The following is a 15,283-nucleotide window of genomic DNA, read 5'->3' as shown; positions in this document are numbered from 1 at the left end:
CGTGATCACGTATGTCCCCACCCTGACGCTGGCGCTGCGCGACGCGGTCTTTGCCAAGCCCGCGGCGCTCGCCCCCATCGGGCCCGCTCCCGTCATCGGCCCTCAGTGAGAAAGCCCCATGTCTGAACGGATACACGCCACGTACTGGCTCGAAACCCCGCTGGCGCCGCAGCGTGCGGCGGAAATCATTGCCGGCGAACAGTCCAGCGGCACCTTTCTGACCCTGGCCAACGAGACCGATGCGCTCAAGGCGCGCAGCGGTGCGCGCATCGAGCGGCTGGAGGTGCTCGATGTGGTCGGGGCCCCGAGCCTGCCGGGCCGCTATGCCGATCAGGCGCGCTTCAGCCGCTGCCTGCTGGAGCTGTCCTGGTCGGTCGACAACATGGGGGTGTCGCTGCCCAATGTGCTGGCCACGGTGGCGGGCAACCTGTTCGAATTGCAGGGCGTTTCGGGTCTGCGCGTGCTGGACCTGCGTTTGCCGCGGGTGTTTGCCGAAACCTACCCCGGGCCGGCCTTCGGCATTGCCGGCACGCGCCGCCTGGCCGGCGTGCCGCAGGGGCCGCTGATCGGCACCATCATCAAGCCCAGCGTGGGCCTGGACGCTGCGCAGACGGCGCAGGAGGTGCGCCAGCTCATCGACGGCGGCATCGACTTCATCAAGGACGACGAGCTGCAGGCCGACGGCCCGCATTGCCCGTTCGACGAGCGTGTGCGCGCGGTGATGCGCGAGGTCGAGGCCGGCGCCGACCGGCTGGGCCGCCGCGCCATGGTGGCCTTCAACCTCACGGGCGAACTCGACGAGATGAAGCGCCGCCACGATCTGGTGCAGTCGCTGGGCGGCACCTGCGTCATGGTCAGCCTGAACTCGGTGGGCCTGGTGGGGCTGCGCGAGCTGCGGCGCCACAGCGCGCTGCCGATCCACGCGCACCGCAACGGCTGGGGTTATCTGAGCCGGCACCCGGCGCTGGGCTGGGACTACCGCGCCTGGCACAAGCTGTGGCGCCTGGCGGGCGCCGACCACCTGCACGTCAACGGCCTGTCCAACAAGTTCAGCGAGCGCGACGAGACCGTGGCCGAGGCGGCGCGCGCGGTGCTCGAACCCCTGTGGCCCGAGACGCCGATGCCGGTCATGCCGGTGTTCAGCTCGGGCCAGACCGGCCTGGTGGCCGCCGCCACCTACGCGGTCACGCGCAGCCAGGACCTGATCTTTGCCGCCGGTGGGGGCATCTTCGGCCACCCCGACGGCGTGGCCGCCGGCGTGACAGCGCTGCGCCAGGCCTGGGACGCGGCGGTGCAGGGCGTGCCGATCGGCGTGCATGCCGAGACCCGCCCCGCGCTGCAACGCGCGCTGGGCTTCTGGTGAGCGCCGCCATGCGCGCCGACACGCTGCCGGGGCCGCTGCTGGCCTACTACGGAGACGACTTCACCGGCTCCACCGACGAGATGGAAGCCTTCACCCTGGCGGGGGTGCCCACCGGCTTGTTCCTGCGCACGCCCACGCCCGCGTGGGTGCAGCGCCTGGGGCACCTGCGCTGCATCGGCCTGGCGGGCACGGCGCGCGGCCGTTCGCCGGCCTGGATGCGCGAGCACCTGCCGCCGGCGTTCGCCAGCCTGCGCGCCTTCGGCGCGCCGCTGCTGCAATACAAGGTGTGCTCGACCTTCGACTCCAGCCCGGACACCGGCTCCATCGGCCAGGCCATCGAGCTGGGCGTGCAGGCCATGGGGGGCGACTGGTCGCCCATGGTCATCGGGGCCCCGCGCTTGCGCCGCTATCAGGCCTTCGGCCACCTGTTTGCCGCCATGGGCGACGAGGTGCACCGCCTGGACCGGCACCCCACGATGTCGCGCCATCCGGTCACGCCCATGGACGAGGCCGATCTGCGCCGGCACCTGGCGCGCCAGACCGGGCGCCGCCTCGGCCTGGTCGATCTGGTGGCGCTGCAGTCCGGCGGGGGCGACGCGGCGCTGGCCCGTCTGCAGGGCGCCGACACGCCCGTCGTGCTGCTGGACGTGATCAACGACGACACCCTGGCCGAAGCCGGGCGGCTGGTCTGGGAACGGCGCGGTCGCGGGCTGTTCTCCGCCTCGTCGTCCGGGCTGGCCTACGCGCTGGTGGCGCACTGGCGGCGTGCCGGGCTGCTGGGGCCGGCCCAGCCGCTGCCGCCCACCGCGGCGGTGGACCGCATCGTGGCCGTCAGCGGCAGTTGTTCCCCGGTGACGGCGGGGCAGATCGTCTGGGCGGGCGCGCAGGGGTTTTCGCTCGAACGCCTGGACACGGCCGCGGTGTTGACCGCCGCTGCCCGCGAAGCCGAGATTGCGCGGCTGACCGCCGCCGCGCTGCAGGCGCTCGCGGCGGGGCGCAGCCCCCTGATCCATTCGGCCTGCGGGCCCGACGACCCCGCAGTGCTGGGTTTCGCCGCGGTGGCTGCCCAGGCGGGTGTGCCCCTGGCGCAGGCCCAGGCGGCCGTGGGCGACGCCCTGGCGGCGACCCTGCGCCGGGTGATCGACGCCAGCAGCGTGCGGCGCGTGGCCATCGCCGGCGGCGACAGCTCGGGCGCGGTGGCCGGCGCGCTGGACATCACCGCCCTGACCGTGGCCGCCCAGTTGGCGCCCGGCGCCCCGCTGTGCCGTGCCCACGCCGACGCGGCCGGCATGGATGGCCTGGAACTGGTGCTCAAGGGCGGCCAGATGGGCGGCGTCGACTTCTTCGGCCAGGTGCTGCACGGGCTGCGCTGAGCCCGCGGTGCGGGGTCGGGCTTCGGTTATTCTTTTTGGCATGAACACGGAGCCGATCCAGCGCAGAAAAATCTATCAGGAGGTGGTCGACCGGCTGCTGCAGCGTATTCGCGACGGCGAGTGGCGGCCGGGCGACCAGTTGCCGTCCGAACGCGACCTGATGGACACCTACGGCGTGGGCCGGCCCGCGGTGCGCGAAGCCCTGCAGGACCTGGCCCGCTCGGGCATCGTCGAGATCACGCACGGCGAACGCGCCCGCGTGATGGTGCCGACGGCCGACCTGCTCATCGAGCAGGTGGCGGGTGGCGCGCAGCACCTGCTGCGCATGCAGCCCGACATGCTGGAACACCTCAAGGACGCCCGCGTCTTCATGGAGATGGGCATGTGCCGGATGGCGGCCCAGCGTGCCGATTCGCAGGACGTGCAGCGCCTGCGCCAGCGGCTCGACGACCACCGGGCGGCCTTGAACCAGCTCGACGTCTTCCTGCACAAGGACATGCTGTTTCACCGCGAGATCGCCAACATTTCGGGCAATCCCATTTACCCGGCGATCGTCGAGGCCCTGTTCAACTGGGCCGGCGCGTACTACCAGTCCATCGTGCGCGCGCCCGGCTCCGAAGCCCTCACCCTTGCCGAACACACGCGCATCTTCGAAGCGATCGCGGCCGGGGACGGCGACGCCGCCGCGCAGGCCATGAGCGATCACCTGCTGCGCGCCAACGACCTGTACCACCGTCCGGAAAACCGCCCGGCCTGACCCGGCCCCGCGCCGCTTGTACCTGGTTGGTAACCAACACGCCCGATAATTGAAACTGAGTTACGCGCCGAGGCCGGTGCGTGGCCGATCCCCTCACCCCATTCCCAGATCCGGAGACTGTTTCATGCCCCAGCGCGCCACCAAGATCGTCGCCACCCTCGGCCCTGCTTCCAGCGACCCTGCGCTGCTCGAAGCCATGATCCGCGCCGGGGTCAACGTCGTGCGGCTGAATTTCTCGCACGGCAAGGCGCAGGACCACGTGGACCGCGCCAACCTCGTGCGCGAGGCGGCCCAGCGCGCCGGGCGCGAGGTCGGCATCATGGCCGACCTGCAGGGCCCGAAGATCCGGGTCGGCAAGTTCGCCGAAGGCAAGGTCCAGCTCGAACCCGGCCAGCCTTTCGTGCTCGACGCCTCGCGCACCGAGCCGGGCGACATCGCGGGCGTGGGCCTGGACTACAAGGAGCTGCCGCGCGACGTGAAGGCCGGCGACACCCTGCTGCTCAACGACGGCCTGATCGTGATGACGGTGGACAAGGTGGTCGGCGACGCTGTGCACACCACCGTCAAGCTGGGCGGCGAGCTGTCGAACAACAAGGGCATCAACAAGCAGGGCGGAGGCCTGACCGCGCCCGCGCTCACGGCCAAGGACATGGAGGACATCAAGACCGCCATGAGCCTGCACGCCGACTACGTGGCGGTGAGCTTCCCCAAGAACGCGACCGACATGGAGCTGGCGCGCCAGCTGTGCAACATGGCGGCGGCGCCCTACGGCCACAAGCCCGGTCTGATCGCCAAGATCGAGCGCGCCGAAGCCATTCCCGAACTGGAGAACATCCTGCGGGTGTCCGACGGCATCATGGTCGCGCGCGGCGACCTGGCCGTGGAAGTGGGCAACGCCGCCGTGCCCGGGCTGCAGAAGCACATGATCAAGATGGCGCGCCACATGGACAAGGTGGTCATCACCGCCACGCAGATGATGGAGTCCATGATCGTCAACCCGGTGCCGACGCGCGCCGAGGTGTCCGACGTGGCCAACGCGGTGCTCGACGGCACCGACGCCGTGATGCTCAGCGCCGAAACGGCGGCCGGCAAGTACCCGCTGGAGACGGTGCAACAGATGGCCGCCATCTGCCAGGAAGCCGAAAAGACCGAGTACGACCCGCTGGAAGACGACTTCATCGGCCAGACGTTCACCCGCATCGACCACGCGATCGCCATGGGCGCGCTGTTCACGGCGCACCACCTGAAGGCCAAGGCGATCGTGGCGCTGACCGAGTCGGGCTCCACCGCGCTCTGGATGAGCCGGCACAGCGTGCGCATGCCGATCTTCGCGGTGACGTCCAAACTGGCGACGCAGCGCAGGATGACGCTGTTCCGCAACGTGCGCCCGCTGCTGGTGGGCACCAGCGCCGACCGCGACACCGCGCTGGCCGACGCCGAGGCCGATCTGAAGAAGCGTGGCGTGATGCAGAGTGGCGACGTCTACGCCATCACGGTGGGTGAGCCGATGGGCCGCCCCGGCGGCAGCAACACGCTCAAGATCTGCAAGGCGGGCTGAGGCGCAGGCGGCCGCCTGGCCGCCTTGGCAATCTGGTGACCCGTTCCCCCGCTGCGGTATGCCCTTGGGCGCCCGCGACCGACGGTAAAATCGCGGGTTACATACCGGTTACCAACTTCTCCTAGGGGATTCCATGGCGCTCGTTTCCATGCGCGAACTGCTCGACCACGCCGCTGCCAACGGCTACGGCATTCCGGCGTTCAACGTCAACAACCTCGAACAGGTGCAGGCCGTCATGGCCGCGGCCGACGAGGTCGGCGCACCCGTCATCCTGCAGGCCTCGGCCGGCGCCCGCAAGTACGCGGGTGAGGCTTTCATCAAGCACCTGATCCAGGCCGCCGCCGAGATGTACCCGCACATCCCGATGGTCATGCACCAGGACCACGGCACCAGCCTCAAGGTCTGCGAAGGCGCCATCGGCCTGGGCTTCGGCTCGGTCATGATGGACGGCTCGCTGATGGAAGACGGCAAGACCCCGGCCAGCTTCGACTACAACGTCGACGTCACGCGCAAGGTGGTCGAACTGGCCCACAAGACCGGCGTGACCGTGGAAGGCGAACTCGGCTGCCTGGGCAACCTGGAAACCGGTGACGCCGGCGAGGAAGACGGTATCGGCGCCGAAGGCAAGCTGGACCACAGCCAGATGCTGACCGACCCCGAAGAGGCCGCCCAGTTCGTCAAGGCCACCCAGCTCGACGCGCTGGCGATCGCCATCGGCACCAGCCACGGCGCCTACAAGTTCAGCCGCCCGCCCACCGGCGACATCCTGGCCATCTCCCGCGTCAAGGAAATCCACGCCCGCATCCCCAACACCCACCTGGTGATGCACGGCTCGTCGTCGGTCCCGCAAGAGCTGCGCGCCATCATCAACCAGTACGGCGGCGCCATGAAGGAAACCTACGGCGTGCCGGTGGCCGAAATCCAGGAAGCCATCAAGCACGGCGTGCGCAAGATCAACATCGACACCGACATCCGCATGGCGATGACCGGCGCGGTGCGCAAGTTCATGGCCGAGAACCCCGAGAAGTTCGACGCCCGCGAATGGCTCAAACCCGCCCGCGAAGCGGCCAAGGCGGTGTGCAAGCAGCGCTACCTGGAATTCGGCTGCGAAGGTCAGGGCGCCAAGATCAAGGGCGAGACGCTGAGCGTGATGGCCGCCAGGTACGCCAGCGGCGAGCTGGCACAAAAGGTGGTGTGAGCCCCTGCCGTGTTCGGGCGGCCCGGTGCCGGATCGCCTGAGCCCGCGACCGACCTGCGATAATCCGCCGGAATGGTTCAAAGCCCGTTGACTGTTCGGTCACCGGGCTTTTTTCTTGTCTGTCACTTTCCCCGCGACCGATCATGAGCACCGCCCTGCACACCTCCGCCCTCAAGTCCCTGCCCTTGCTCGCACGCGGCAAGGTACGCGACAACTACGCCGTGGGCGACGACCGCATCCTGATGGTGGCGTCCGACCGCATCAGCGCCTTCGACGTGATCATGGGCGAACCCATTCCCGGCAAGGGCGCTCTGCTGACCACGCTCAGCCTGTTCTGGTTCGACCAGCTCGGCCCCAAGGGCCTGGCCATCTGTCCCATCCACCTGACCGGCGACGCGCCCGAGAGCGTGGTCTCGGCCGACGAGGCGGATCTGGTCAAGGGCCGTTCGATGCTGGTGCAGCGCTTGAAGCCGATTCCGGTGGAGGCCGTGGTGCGCGGCTACCTGGCCGGCAGTGGCTGGAAGGAATACCAGGAGAGCCGCTCGGTCTGCGGCGTGGCGCTGCCCGAGGGCCTGCAGAACGCCAGCAAGCTGCCCGAGCCGATCTACACCCCGGCGGCCAAGGCCGAGATGGGCGAGCACGACGAGAACATCACTTACGAGAAGACGGTGGAAATGGTCGGCGCACACATCGCCGCGCAGATCCGCGACAAGGCCATTGCGCTGTACAAGGCTGCGGCCGAGATCGCGCTGAAGAAGGGCATCATCATCGCGGACACCAAGTTCGAGTTCGGCCTGGACAAGGCCGGCAACGTGGTGTTGATGGACGAGGTGCTCACGCCCGATTCCTCGCGCTACTGGCCCGCCGACCAGTACGTGGTGGGCAGCAACCCGCCGAGCTACGACAAGCAGTTCCTGCGCGACTGGCTGGAGACCGCCAAGGTCAACGGCCAGCCTTGGGACAAGGCGCCGCCCGCGCCGCGCCTGCCCAAAGAAGTGATCGAGAAGACCGCCGCCAAGTACCAGGAAGCCTTGACGCGGCTGATGGGCTGAAAGAGGTGTCCGTGGCCAGTCAGGCCACGGACGGAGGTTGGCCGGTTCAGCTCAGTTGCACTTGGCCGGCAGCTCGGGGATGGCGGTGCAGGTTTGTCCGCCGTTGGCGCGGCAGCTGTTGTCGGCGGCTTCCTGCGCTTCGGTGGCCGAGTTGCCCTCGGCAACGGCGTAGATCCGGGCATTCGTGTCCACGGAGAACGCGCCGCATTTCGAGAACTGCAGAACCACCTTGCAATCGCTCTGGCCGCAGAGGGAGCGGGCTTTGTCGTTGGCGAGATTCTGGTTGGCAGCATCCCAGGAGATGGCGACGGCACCGGTGGTTTCGCTGACGGCGATGGCGCCCCGGTTTTCAAAAATGCCATCACCGCCGCCACAGGCCGACAACAGGGCCGCAGAAGCGATGGCCAGGGCGATGGGGGCACAGTGCCGGAACAGCATGGGATCTCCTCCTTGAGTGGTTGATTACATCATGTTACATGAAGGGGCTCATCCCCGGTAATACCCAGAACAGGAGCGGCGCGCGTTTTGCGGCCGCTGCGCTCAGGCCCGCGCCATTGCGCCGAGGACCGGGGCTTGGTGGTTGGGTGCGGTATCCAGCTGCTGCTCGGGCGACTGGGCCAGGCGCTGCAGGGATTGCGCCACCGGCGTGTTCGCGGCCACGCGCGCGTCGGCCTGCGCTTCTTTGAGGGTCAGGCCGTCGTATTCGGCCATGCGGATATGGCCATCGCCGGCGTGCAGATGGGTGACCCGGGAGAGCCCCGCGTCCTGCGCCCGGCTGGCCAGCGCGAACACGGTGTTCTCCATGCCCTGGTCCCAGGGCAGACCATGCTGTTGCGCCAGGCGCTGCACCTGCATCCGGGTGTCGCCCACCAGGCGTTGGGCCGGCTCGGGCAAGGGCGCGGGTATGTGCGCGGGCGTGGAAGTCGTCGGCTCCAGCGCCGCCTGCGGGCGCTCCTGCTGCGCGGGGGCACCGGGCGGCAGCGGGCCACGGATGGTGTCGATCGCATCGCGGACGTTGCCGTCCAGCCCGCGCGAGACGGCGGTCAGCACGCCGCGCATGCGCCGCACGTCCTGGCGGTATTCGCCGATCTGCACCGCTTGCTGCTGCGCCAGCGTCTGGGCTTGCGCATCGCCCAGCACCGAGCGGTCGGGCCGTCCCTGGGCGTCCAGGTCGGTGAAGTGGTGCATGCTGTGGCTGCCGCCCAGGGCGATGGCCGCGCCGATCGTGCGGGGCGGCGTGGTGCCGGTGACGATGTTGAGCGGGGTGTAGCCCCGCAGCGGATCGCTCCAGTGTGTGCGGTTGTCGTAGCCGTTGCGGCCCAGGGTTTCGATCTCCTGGGGCCGCGCATGGACGCGCACCTGGCCGAAGTGGGGGCTGGCGGCGCTGACGACATCACCGGCCATGACGTGGTTGACCAGCGAGTCACCGCCTTCGGGAATGCGGCGGTTGAGGCTGGCCGCGCCGTAGGCGTTGAAGGTTTCGCCGTGGAGGCCGAAGTGGTGCGCGCTGACCTGGGCCAGCGTGCCCCCGAGGGAGTGGCCGGTGACCGTGACCGGGCCGGCGGGAAAGTCTCTGCGCCTGTCCTGATCGGCAATCTCCAGCGCCTTGCCGGTCAGAGCGATCGCATCGGTGGCTTGCGAATTGGCACGGTTGAACACCATGCCGGCATCGGCGAGAACGCCGTCCTTGAACGCCTCGCGGTCAAACTCGGTGCCCCGGTGGGCGACGACCATCTCGCCGGTGTCCACTCTTTGGTAGACCGTGCCCTGGTAGCCGGTCTTGGGGTTGTCGACATGGGCGCGGATGAGGTACTGGATGCCACCAACGGTGGTTTTGGGGGCCGTGTCCCGATTCAGAAACACACCGGGCCTCTGCGGCTTGTACACATCGTCGGCCAGGTTGGCGTAGTCCTGACTGGAAACGCTCATGGCTTCGCCCTCACTGTGGCCGAGATCGAGAAGAGGTTGCCGCGGAAGGCGGCAGAGAAGCCATCAGGATTTTGCCTGCCAGGATTGTCGCCACCAATGGGTAAGGAGGGGTAGTCGCCCTTCCAGTAATACCGCTTGTCCTGGCCACCGTCGCGCCAGGCTTTTTTGTCCAGGTCGAACGAATAGTTGGTCTCGACTTCTGCACCCGTGGCTTTGAACCCCACCGTCACGCCGATCAGCTCCCAGTGGCAAACCCCTTTGCCGTAGTAGTCCTCGTCGAGCAGGCCGTCGCGGTAGAACGTAGCACGGTAGTGGGTGGTGTCGATCTGCTCCGCTGCCAGCAGAATCATTTTGGTGGGCTGGCTGCGCGTGCCGGCCCACTCGCTGGTCACGAAGTTGCAGTTGAAGGACTGGTAGTGCGCAGCCCCCCCAAAGCGTGCGAACGGCCCAGGCGCATCGTGCAGCTCGAACACCACCTCGAAGCCCTCCTGGGGCGATGGGTTGACCCGCCAGAGGTGTTCCTGTGCCGACTTGTCGTTCTTGGCCGCGCCGGTGGCGCTGGCGGTACCGGGCGCGGGGCCGGCGGAATGGGTGGGTTGGCAGGCCATCAGCGCCCCCCACAGACACAGGGTGCCCAGCAGCCGCCACGCGCGGCTCCGGACCATGACCGGGAATTCATGCACACTCACCTCCTTGAATCTTGTTGCGCCGCAGTTTAGCCGCAGCAGGGCCGACCGGAGGGGCACCAGGCAGGGCGCTTTGCGTACCATGCTGGCTTTTCGCCGGATTCTCTTGCGCCATGAACCTGCCCCTCGATGTCACCTCGGTCACCCACAGCGTGCAGCTGGCGGTGGCGCCCGTGTTTTTCCTGACCGCGGTGGCCGGCATGATCAGCGCCGTGGCGGGCCGGCTGGCGCGCATCATCGACCGGGCGCGGGTGCTGGAAGACAAGGTGAGGGCGAGTGCGGATCAGGAGGTGATTGATCGCCTGTTGGTGGAGCTGACCCTGTTGCGCAAGCGCGGGCGCATCGCCAACTTCGCCATTGGCTGCCTGGGTCTGTGCGGGTTCTTCATCGGCGTGACCATCGTCTCGCTGTTCCTCGGGCAGGCCTGGGAAATGCAATGGCCACAGATCGCGGTCGGCTGCTTTCTGCTGGGGGTGCTGTCGTTCCTGGTGGCTTTGGGCGCGTTCATGTGGGAGACCGTGCTGGCCACGCACCTGCTGAATTTCAAGGTGCTGGAGATGGGGCGGGAATTCCGGCCAGGGGGGGCGTCGACACGTCGGTAGTCTGTCGGCTGGCCGGTCCAGCAGGGCACTGCCTCTGAACGGCGGGCCTTATGAGAACCCCTTCGCCAGCGACTCGCGCAGAAAAACGACCAGCGCCTTGACCGCCAGCGGCACGTGGGCCGCGTAAGGCCGCACGGCGTAGATGCGGTCGGCGAACGAGCCGACGGGGGTCCAGCCCGGCAGGACCTCGACCAGTTGGCCGGTCTGCAACGCCGACTGGGCACTGAAGTCCGGCAGCAGCGCGACGCCCAGTCCGGCCATGGCGGCGTCGCGCAGGGCTTCGCTGTTGTTGGCGCTCAGGGTGCCTGCGATCTGTACCGTAACGCGCTCCCGACCGTCCTTCTTGTGGCGGGGCTCCAGGGTCCAGGCGGGCCGCTCCTGCGGGCGCGGGTAATGCAGGCAGTTGTGGGCGGACAGATCCTGTGGCCGCTGCGGCGTGCCGGCACGATGCAGGTAAGCCTGGCTGGCGACGAGCACGGAGCGTGTGGTGCACAGCTCCGTCGCAACGTGGGTGTCGGGCGGGTGCGCGGTGTGGCGGATCGCGAGGTCGAAGCCCTCGGTGGCGAGCGAACTCAGGCGGTCGGAGAGGTTGAGCTCGATGCGCACCCGCGGGTACTGGTGCAGGAAACCGGGCAGCAGCGGCACGATCTGCTGGCGCGCCAGGGCCACCGGCGCGGTCACGCGCAGCAGCCCTTGCGGCGCTTCGGCCAGATCGCGAACCTGGGCAAAACTCTGCGCGATCTGATCGAAGGCCGTGCGGGTCTGGTCGACCAGCCGCTGGCCGGCTTCGGTCAGGCGCACGCTGCGCGTGGTGCGCTGCACGAGGGGCACGCCCGCGACCCGTTCGAGGTCGGCCATGCGCTGGCTCATGGCCGCCTTGCTCACGCCCAGGTGGGCGGCGGCGGCGGTGTAGCTGCCCTGTTCGGCCAGCACGGTGAGCCAGTGGCAGTGGCTCCAGAGGTCGGCCATCTTCTGGGGATTCATGGGGTTGATTGTTCATCAAAATGAACAATCAATTCAAGGTTCCGATCTTGTACCGGGCCGGTCTGCTTTCTAGACTGCGGGCATTCATCCACAGGAGCCCCGCATGAACGCCCGTCACCCCGCCGTCGCCGACATTCCCCATTACATCGGTGGCGCCCGCAGCGCCGGCACGTCCGCCCGTGCTCAGGACGTGAGCAACCCGGCCACCGGCGCCGTCACCGGACGGGTGCCGCTGGCCAACGCGGCTGATGTGAAGGCCGCCGTGGCTGCTGCGCAGGCCGCCTTCCCGGCCTGGTCCGACACGCCGCCCATCCGCCGCGCGCGCGTGATGTTCAAGTTCCTGGAGCTGGTCAACCAGCACAAGGACGCGCTGGCGCACGCCATCACCGCCGAACATGGCAAGGTTTTCACCGACGCGCAGGGCGAAGTGGCTCGCGGCATCGACATCATCGAATTCGCCTGCGGCATCCCGCAACTGCTCAAGGGCGACTTCACCGACCAGGTCTCCACCGGCATGGACAACTGGACGATCCGCCAGCCCCTGGGCGTGGTCGCCGGCATCACGCCGTTCAACTTCCCGGTCATGGTGCCCATGTGGATGTTCCCGGTCGCCATCGCCGCCGGCAACACCTTCGTGCTCAAGCCCAGCCCGACCGACCCGTCGGCCAGCCTGATGATCGCCGACCTGCTCCAGCAGGCCGGCCTGCCCGACGGCGTGTTCAACGTGGTGCAGGGCGACAAGGAGGCTGTGGATGCTCTGCTGGTGCACCCCGACGTCAAGGCCATCAGCTTCGTCGGCTCCACCCCGATCGCCAACTACATCTACGAAACCGGCGCCCACCACGGCAAGCGCGTGCAGGCCCTGGGCGGCGCCAAGAACCACATGGTCGTGATGCCCGACGCCGACCTCGACCAAGCGGTGGACGCCCTGATCGGCGCGGCCTATGGTTCGGCGGGCGAGCGCTGCATGGCGATCAGCGTGGCGGTGCTGGTGGGCGACGTGGCCGACAAGATCGTCCCCAAGCTGATCGAGCGCACCCAGACACTGAAGGTGCTCAACGGCACCAACCTGGCGGCCGAGATGGGCCCCATCGTCACGGCCGCCGCGCATGCCCGCATCAGCGGCTACATCGACGCGGGCAAGGCCGAAGGTGCACAGTTGCTGGTGGACGGCCGCGGCTTCGACGGCAAGCAGGCCGGCGAAGGCTGCGACAACGGTTTCTGGATGGGCGGCACGCTGTTCGATCACGTGAAACCCGAGATGAAGATCTACCAGGAAGAGATCTTCGGCCCGGTGCTCAGCTGCGTGCGCGTGGCCGATTTCGGCGAAGCCGTGCAGTTGATCAACGACCACGAATTCGGCAACGGGACCAGCTGCTTCACCCGCGACGGCAACGTGGCGCGCGAATTCGCCCGCCGCATCCAGGTCGGCATGGTCGGCATCAACGTGCCGATCCCCGTGCCCATGGCCTGGCAGGGTTTTGGCGGCTGGAAGAAGAGCCTGTTCGGCGACATGCACGCGTATGGCGAAGAGGGCGTGCGCTTCTACACCAAGCAGAAGTCCATCATGCAGCGCTGGCCGGAGTCGATTGGCAAGGGCGCCGAGTTCGTGATGCCGACAGCGAAATAAAGTCCCCCCGCGCCGCCTGCGGCGTCACCCCAGGGGGCGCTACCTGCGGCCCGGCGGAGCCGGTCCCGCGGTGGCCTTGCCACAGACCTCCCCTTCTTTGGCGTTGTCGGGCGGAAGGGGCATTGCCGCCTCGTCGCGGCCCATGCCGGCGGTTTCTTTACGATGCAGGCCTCATCAGGAGCGCGTGCATTGTTTGAGTTTTTCGAAAAGCGGATTCCGCCTTATCCCGGCCACGACGTCCGGGTGCCGCCGACCGGGTTCTTCGCCTTCGTCTGGGCCTGCACCCGGGGCTCGCGCGGCTGGATCGCGCTGCTGACGCTGACCTCGGCGCTGATGTCGGTCTACGAAGCGCTGCTGTTCGCCATCATGGGCAAGGTGGTCGACAAGCTGGGTGGCGCGGTGCCGGCCGATTTCTGGGCGCAGGAGCGCGGCATGGTGTTCGGCATCGCCGCCATCCTGCTGGGCAGCGGCGTGCTGCTGGCCTTGCACACCGCGGTGATGCACCAGGTGCTGGCGATCAATTTTCCCATGCGGCTGCGCTGGCTGTTCCACCGGCTGATGCTGGGCCAGAGCATGTCGTTCTACGCCGACGAATTCGCAGGCCGCATCACCACCAAGATCATGCAGACCGCGCTGGCGGTGCGGGAGGTGGTGTTTCTGGTGGTCGACGTGCTGGTCGGCGTGGGTGTGTACATGATTGGCATTCTGGTGCTGTCCGCCAGCTTCGAATGGCGGCTGATGCTGCCCTTCGCCGGCTGGTTCGCTGCCTACACCGCAGCGTGTTTTTACTTCGTGCCGCGCCTGGGCCAGATCGGCAAGGCGCAGGCGGACGCGCGCTCGCTGATGACCGGCCGCGTGACCGACGCCTACACCAACATCGCCACCGTCAAGCTGTTTGCCCACACGCGGCGCGAGGCCGACTACGCACGCAACGCCATGGAAGCGTTCAAGTCCACGGGCTACGCGCAGATGCGGCTGGTGAGCCAGTTCGAGATCGCCAACCACCTGATGATCGCCCTGCTGCTGCTGGGTAGCGGTGGCACCGCGCTGTGGCTGTGGACGCAGGGCCAGGCCAGCGCCGGCGTGGTGGCCGCAGTGATCGCCATGGCGCTACGGCTGATGGGCTACTCGCACTGGGTCATGTGGCAGATGACCGGGTTGTTCGAAAACGTGGGCACGATCCAGGACGGCATCCTCACGCTGACCAAGCCGCGCAGCATCGTCGACGCGCCGGACGCGTTGCCGCTGCAGGTGCGCCAGGGCGCCATCGCGTTCGAGGACGTGGTGTTCGGCTACAAGGACGGCGGGCGGCAGGTGATCGACCACCTGAACCTGCACATCCGCCCCGGCGAGCGCGTGGGGCTGATCGGCCGCTCGGGCGCGGGAAAATCCACGTTGGTCAATTTGCTGCTGCGTTTCCACGACGTGCAGGGCGGGCGCATCACCATCGACGGGCAGGATCTCCGCAGCGTGACGCAGGACAGCCTGCGCGGAGCCATCGGCATGGTCACGCAGGACACCTCGCTGCTGCACCGTTCCATGCGCGAGAACATCCTCTACGGCCGCCCCGACGCCACCGAAGACGCCATGCGCGCAGCGGCCACCAAGGCGCAGGCGGCCGACTTCATCGAGACGCTGACCGACCTGAAAGGACGCAGCGGTTACGACGCGCAGGTGGGCGAGCGTGGCGTCAAGCTCTCGGGTGGCCAGCGTCAGCGTGTGGCGATCGCGCGGGTGATGCTCAAGGACGCGCCGATTCTGCTGCTCGACGAAGCCACCAGCGCGCTGGATTCGGAGGTCGAAGCCGCCATCCAGCAAAGCCTGGACACGCTGATGGAAGGCAAGACCGTGATCGCCATCGCGCACCGCCTGTCGACCATCGCCGCCATGGACCGCCTGATCGTGATGGACCAGGGCCGCATCGTGGAAGAAGGCTCGCACCAGCAACTGCTGGCCCAGGGGGGTATCTACGCCAAGCTGTGGGCGCACCAGAGCGGTGGATTTCTCGCCGAGCACCACGATCCGGCGCGCTAGCTGTTGAGTTGCAATAGGTTGTTCCCGGAGAGCCGGGATGCTGGAGGCTTGTAGCCCAGTGCCGAGTGAGGCCTGCGGGCGTTGTAGTAGGCCAGGAAGGATGGCAGCCAAGCGGTG

At 68.1% G+C, this 15,283-nt stretch carries 14 protein-coding genes; 9 read left to right on the top strand and 5 right to left on the bottom strand.

What is annotated here, in order from left to right; translation table 11 throughout:
- Positions 1-118 precede the first annotated feature (118 nt).
- The 6 genes from L0977_RS24770 (at position 119) to L0977_RS24745 (ending at position 7,301) form a co-directional block, all read left to right on the top strand.
- Positions 119-1,363 (top strand): ribulose-bisphosphate carboxylase large subunit family protein, encoded by a 1,245-nt coding sequence (locus L0977_RS24770; protein WP_234267586.1) that lies wholly within the window; start codon positions 119-121, stop codon positions 1,361-1,363.
- Between the two features lie 8 nt (positions 1,364-1,371).
- The gene (gene oiaK, locus L0977_RS24765; RefSeq protein ID WP_234267585.1) at positions 1,372-2,736 is read left to right on the top strand and encodes a 3-oxo-isoapionate kinase OiaK; all 1,365 of its coding nucleotides are present in this window, start codon (positions 1,372-1,374) and stop codon (positions 2,734-2,736) included.
- Between the two features lie 40 nt (positions 2,737-2,776).
- Complete coding sequence (gene nanR, locus L0977_RS24760) at positions 2,777-3,493, top strand: transcriptional regulator NanR (protein ID WP_234267584.1); 717 nt, start codon at positions 2,777-2,779, stop codon at positions 3,491-3,493.
- A 124-nt stretch (positions 3,494-3,617) separates the two neighbouring features.
- Positions 3,618-5,051 carry a pyruvate kinase gene (pyk, locus tag L0977_RS24755; RefSeq protein ID WP_234267583.1) on the top strand — a complete coding sequence of 478 codons (1,434 nt, stop codon included), beginning with the start codon at positions 3,618-3,620 and terminating at the stop codon, positions 5,049-5,051.
- Between the two features lie 133 nt (positions 5,052-5,184).
- On the top strand, positions 5,185-6,249 hold the full coding sequence (fba, locus tag L0977_RS24750; protein ID WP_066157026.1) for a class II fructose-bisphosphate aldolase: 1,065 nt from the start codon (positions 5,185-5,187) through the stop codon (positions 6,247-6,249).
- 143 nt (positions 6,250-6,392) lie between these two features.
- Positions 6,393-7,301 carry a phosphoribosylaminoimidazolesuccinocarboxamide synthase gene (locus L0977_RS24745; protein WP_234267582.1) on the top strand — a complete coding sequence of 303 codons (909 nt, stop codon included), beginning with the start codon at positions 6,393-6,395 and terminating at the stop codon, positions 7,299-7,301.
- Positions 7,302-7,352: 51 nt separating this feature from the next.
- On the opposite strand, the gene L0977_RS24740 is transcribed toward L0977_RS24745, so the two are convergent.
- The 3 genes from L0977_RS24740 to L0977_RS24730 form a co-directional block, all read right to left on the bottom strand.
- The gene (locus tag L0977_RS24740; protein ID WP_234267580.1) at positions 7,353-7,739 is read right to left on the bottom strand and encodes a DUF4189 domain-containing protein; all 387 of its coding nucleotides are present in this window, start codon (positions 7,737-7,739) and stop codon (positions 7,353-7,355) included.
- Between the two features lie 102 nt (positions 7,740-7,841).
- Positions 7,842-9,230 (bottom strand): XVIPCD domain-containing protein, encoded by a 1,389-nt coding sequence (locus L0977_RS24735; protein ID WP_234267579.1) that lies wholly within the window; start codon positions 9,228-9,230, stop codon positions 7,842-7,844.
- A complete protein-coding gene (locus L0977_RS24730; RefSeq protein ID WP_234267578.1) occupies positions 9,227-9,895 on the bottom strand; it encodes a hypothetical protein in 669 nt (222 codons plus the stop codon). The genes L0977_RS24735 and L0977_RS24730 overlap by 4 nt, the downstream gene beginning before the upstream one ends.
- A gap of 134 nt (positions 9,896-10,029) precedes the next feature.
- Between L0977_RS24730 and L0977_RS24725 the strand changes: the two genes are divergently transcribed.
- Positions 10,030-10,518, top strand: a complete 489-nt coding sequence (locus L0977_RS24725; protein ID WP_234267577.1) for a DUF2721 domain-containing protein — start codon at positions 10,030-10,032, stop codon at positions 10,516-10,518.
- A 48-nt stretch (positions 10,519-10,566) separates the two neighbouring features.
- Here L0977_RS24725 and L0977_RS24720 read toward each other — a convergent pair whose 3' ends face one another.
- Positions 10,567-11,502, bottom strand: a complete 936-nt coding sequence (locus L0977_RS24720; RefSeq protein ID WP_234267576.1) for a LysR family transcriptional regulator — start codon at positions 11,500-11,502, stop codon at positions 10,567-10,569.
- Positions 11,503-11,605: 103 nt separating this feature from the next.
- Between L0977_RS24720 and L0977_RS24715 the strand changes: the two genes are divergently transcribed.
- Both L0977_RS24715 and L0977_RS24710 read left to right on the top strand, forming a co-directional pair.
- Positions 11,606-13,132 (top strand): CoA-acylating methylmalonate-semialdehyde dehydrogenase, encoded by a 1,527-nt coding sequence (locus L0977_RS24715; RefSeq protein ID WP_234267575.1) that lies wholly within the window; start codon positions 11,606-11,608, stop codon positions 13,130-13,132.
- Between the two features lie 189 nt (positions 13,133-13,321).
- Entirely contained in the window at positions 13,322-15,166 is a 1,845-nt protein-coding gene (locus tag L0977_RS24710; RefSeq protein WP_234267574.1) for an ABC transporter ATP-binding protein, read from the top strand.
- Here the strand turns inward: L0977_RS24710 and L0977_RS24705 are convergent.
- On the bottom strand, positions 15,163-15,283 hold a 121-nt coding region (locus L0977_RS24705; RefSeq protein WP_234267588.1), incomplete at its 5' end, for an integrase core domain-containing protein. The genes L0977_RS24710 and L0977_RS24705 overlap by 4 nt on opposite strands.

Source organism: Hydrogenophaga sp. NFH-34 (genome assembly GCF_021401345.1).
GTDB lineage: Bacteria > Pseudomonadota > Gammaproteobacteria > Burkholderiales > Burkholderiaceae_C > Hydrogenophaga > Hydrogenophaga electricum.
The sequence above is the reverse complement of the archived record's forward strand: the minus strand, read 5'-3'. Positions and strand labels throughout refer to the sequence as shown.

Coding starts and splice junctions, on each gene's coding strand:
- L0977_RS24745 (WP_234267582.1), top strand. CDS start 6,393: ATGAGCACCGCCCTGCACACCTCCGCCCTCAAGTCCCTGCCCTTGCTC.
- L0977_RS24770 (WP_234267586.1), top strand. CDS start 119: ATGTCTGAACGGATACACGCCACGTACTGGCTCGAAACCCCGCTGGCG.
- fba (WP_066157026.1), top strand. CDS start 5,185: ATGGCGCTCGTTTCCATGCGCGAACTGCTCGACCACGCCGCTGCCAAC.
- oiaK (WP_234267585.1), top strand. CDS start 1,372: ATGCGCGCCGACACGCTGCCGGGGCCGCTGCTGGCCTACTACGGAGAC.
- L0977_RS24735 (WP_234267579.1), bottom strand. CDS start 9,230: ATGAGCGTTTCCAGTCAGGACTACGCCAACCTGGCCGACGATGTGTAC.
- L0977_RS24715 (WP_234267575.1), top strand. CDS start 11,606: ATGAACGCCCGTCACCCCGCCGTCGCCGACATTCCCCATTACATCGGT.
- L0977_RS24720 (WP_234267576.1), bottom strand. CDS start 11,502: ATGAATCCCCAGAAGATGGCCGACCTCTGGAGCCACTGCCACTGGCTC.
- L0977_RS24730 (WP_234267578.1), bottom strand. CDS start 9,895: ATGGTCCGGAGCCGCGCGTGGCGGCTGCTGGGCACCCTGTGTCTGTGG.
- nanR (WP_234267584.1), top strand. CDS start 2,777: ATGAACACGGAGCCGATCCAGCGCAGAAAAATCTATCAGGAGGTGGTC.
- pyk (WP_234267583.1), top strand. CDS start 3,618: ATGCCCCAGCGCGCCACCAAGATCGTCGCCACCCTCGGCCCTGCTTCC.
- L0977_RS24740 (WP_234267580.1), bottom strand. CDS start 7,739: ATGCTGTTCCGGCACTGTGCCCCCATCGCCCTGGCCATCGCTTCTGCG.
- L0977_RS24725 (WP_234267577.1), top strand. CDS start 10,030: ATGAACCTGCCCCTCGATGTCACCTCGGTCACCCACAGCGTGCAGCTG.